This window comes from Luteitalea sp. (genome assembly GCF_044337415.1).
GTDB lineage: Bacteria > Acidobacteriota > Vicinamibacteria > Vicinamibacterales > Vicinamibacteraceae > Luteitalea.
Genome location: NZ_JBIINP010000356.1, coordinates 1 through 3103 on the forward strand (window position 1 = coordinate 1; position 3103 = coordinate 3103).

Below are 3103 nucleotides of genomic sequence, written 5' to 3' on the forward strand. Positions count from 1 at the left end.
GCAGCATCCTCCAGGTCGACGAGGCGGCGGGCGTGGCCTACGTGCTCGCCCAGCCGGGCACCATCGGCGAGACGTGGAACACCGAGTTGCGCCGCGTTCGCCTGGACGGGTCCGGCACCGACACGCTCGTGAAGGGGCCGGGCACGATGCAGGTCCGCGTCGCGCCAGATGGCAAGCATTTCCTCGTGTCGCGATCGAGCGTGACCGAGCCGGCGACGCTCACGCTGCACCGCGCCGATGGCAGCGTGACGCGGCAGGTCGCCGCGGCGCGCGGCGAGGGCGCGGCGGCGTACGCGTGGGGCAAGGCCGAGGTGTTCACGATCCCGTCGGGCGACGGGTACGACCTGCCGGCGGTGTGGGTGCTGCCGCCGGACTTCGACAAGAAGAAGACGTACCCCGTGCTCGTGAGCATCTACGGCGGCCCCGATGCGGGCACGGTGCGCAACGCGTGGCAGTCCACGGCGGCGCACTACTGGGCACAGCGCGGCGTGATCTGGATGGCCGTCGATCACCGCGGCAGCGGTCACCACGGCAAGAAGGGCGTCGCCCTCATGCACCGGTCGCTCGGCACGTGGGAGATGCACGACTACGGAAAGGCCGCCGAGTGGCTGCGCGCCCAGCCGTTCGTCGCGAAGGACCGCATCGCGATCACGGGTGGGAGCTACGGCGGCTACACCACGCTGATGGCGCTCACCAAGGGTGCACCGGGCTTCAACGTCGGCCTCTCGAGCGCCCCGGTGTCGGACTGGCGGTTGTACGACTCCGTGTACACCGAGCGCTACATGGACCGGCCGGTCGACAACCCGGAGGGCTACAAGCAGGGCGCGGTGCTCACGCACATCGAGAAGTACACGGGCGGCCTGCGGCTCACGCACGGCACCATCGACGACAACGTGCACATGCAGAACTCCATGCAGGTCGTCGACTGGCTGACCGAGCACGACAAGCCGTTCGAGCTGATGCTCTACCCCGACTCGCGCCACGGCCTGCAGGCCAGCCAGCGGAAGCACTCGGCGCGCGAGGCCCACGATTTCTGGGTGCGCACGCTGCTCGGCGGCAAGCTGCCGACGGCGCCGGGCACGCCGGCGAGCAAGCCTGCGGCGGGCACGCACTGATCCCACGGAGGTAGGGCCGCGTGTCCCACGCGGCCGTCATCCACAGCGGCGCGGTGGGACACCGCGCCCTACCTCGCTGCATCCTGAACATCCATGATCGACCTGAACCTCGACGGCTCGCCCCTCACCACCGCCGACGTGGAGGCCGTGGCGCACGGGCGGGCGACGGCCCGCCTCGCGTCCGACGCGCGCGCGCGCCTCTCGGCGCGCCGTGGCGTGCTCGAGGAGATGCTGGGTGATGGCGAGGCCCACTACGGCGTCAACACGGGCTTCGGGTCGCTCGCGCGTACCCGCATCGCCAGCGACCGGCTGCGCGATCTGCAGCGCAACCTCGTGCGGTCGCACTCGGCCGGCACCGGCGCGCGACTCCCCGCCGACACCGTACGGGCCACGATGCTGCTGCTGGCCGCGTCGCTGGCGCGCGGCGCGTCCGGCGTGCGGCCCGAGGTGGTGGAACTGATCCTCGCGTGCCTGGCCCATGGCATCACGCCGGTCGTCCCGTCCATCGGCAGCGTCGGCGCCTCTGGCGATCTCGCGCCGCTGGCCGCGATTGCGCGCGTGCTCATCGGCGAGGGCGAGGTCGACGGCGGCAGCGCCGCCGACGCCCTGGCGCGGGCCGGGCTCTCGCCCGTGACCCTCGAGGCCAAGGAAGGCCTGGCGCTGATCAACGGCACGCACCTGATGGCCGCCGAGGCGGCGCTCCTGCTGGAGGAGTGGGACGCGCTGTGGCCTGCGGCGCTCGGCGCGTGCGCGATGGCCATCGACGCCGTCCGCGCCACCGATGCCTTCCTCGACCCGCGCGTGCACGCGCTGCGCGGGCAACCCGGCCAGGCCGAGGTCGCCGCCTGCCTGCGCGACTGGCTGGCGGGCACCGAGATCGTCGAGAGCCACCGCGTCGACGACAGCCGCGTGCAGGACCCGTACTCGTACCGGTGCGCGCCAGTGGTGCTGGGCGCGGCCCTCGACGCCGTCGCCTACGTGCGCGCCGCCGTCGAGCGCGAACTGGGGGCCGTCACCGACAACCCGCTGCTGGTGGACGCCGAGGGCGACTTGCCGCGCGCGCTCGTGTCGGCCGGCAACTTCCACGGCATGCCGATCGCGCTGCCGCTCGACGTGTTCGCGATGGCGCTCACGCACGTGGCCGGGATTGCACAGCAGCGGGTGTTCTTCCTGCTGTCGGCCCGCGACCGGGAGAGCGGACTGCCGCCGTACCTGAGCCCGTCGCCGGGACTGAACTCCGGCCTCATGGTGGCGCAATACACCGCGGCCGCCTGCTGCAACGAACTCGCGGGCCTGAGCATGCCGGCCTCGGTGATCAACGTGCCGACGTCGGCGGGCATCGAGGACTACAACTCGTTCGGCCCACGCGCCGCAGCCAAGGCCAGGCGCGCGCTGTCGCTCACGCGCACGGTCGTGGCCATCGAGCTGTTGTGTTCATCGCAGGCCATCGAGAGCCATCGGCCACTGCACACGGGCCGTCGTGTCGAGGCGGCCATCGCGCGGATCAGGCAGGTGGTGGCGCCCCTGCAGGGTGACCGCCCCCTCACCGCCGACATCGAGGCCATCATCGGCCTCATCGAGGACGGCGCGTTCGCGGCCCCTGACCGCTAGGGCCCGTCGGCCGGGCTCGGAGAGCCGGCCCTACCGGGATGCGCCGAGTGCCCACTCGAGCACGCGTGCCTGCGGGTCGAACGGGTGCACGGCTGCCAGGCCCAGCGCCGAGACGGCGGCGGCCACGAGTGCGTTGTCCGACAGCTCCGTGGCCCGGTCAGGGCCGACCGAGGCTCGCCCGGTGTCGAGCAACGCCGCCAGCGGGACCAGGCCGACCAGTTCGGACCCGATGACCCGTGCGCCGCGCAGTGCCGCGCGCTCGGCGACGACCCGGTGCGCCACGTGCAGTGGCGTGACGCGGAAGTCCAGGACGTTGAGCGAGACCTGCGCGTGCCCATAGCTCGGCATGCCCCAGCCCACGGCGCGGACGGCAGGCA

2 protein-coding genes and 1 pseudogene are annotated in these 3103 nt (G+C 72.6%); 2 read left to right on the top strand and 1 reads right to left on the bottom strand.

The annotated features are described in order from the left end of the window. The coding region (locus ACIRDX_RS22220; RefSeq protein ID WP_396627603.1) for an alpha/beta hydrolase family protein at positions 1-1115 on the top strand (1115 nt) is incomplete at its 5' end. A gap of 93 nt (positions 1116-1208) precedes the next feature. Continuing rightward, entirely contained in the window at positions 1209-2726 is a 1518-nt protein-coding gene (gene hutH / locus ACIRDX_RS22225; protein ID WP_396627604.1) for a histidine ammonia-lyase, read from the top strand. Between the two features lie 30 nt (positions 2727-2756). On the opposite strand, the pseudogene ACIRDX_RS22230 reads toward hutH, so the two are convergent. Further along, a pseudogene (locus ACIRDX_RS22230) lies at positions 2757-3103 on the bottom strand (glutamate formimidoyltransferase); the annotation flags it as partial.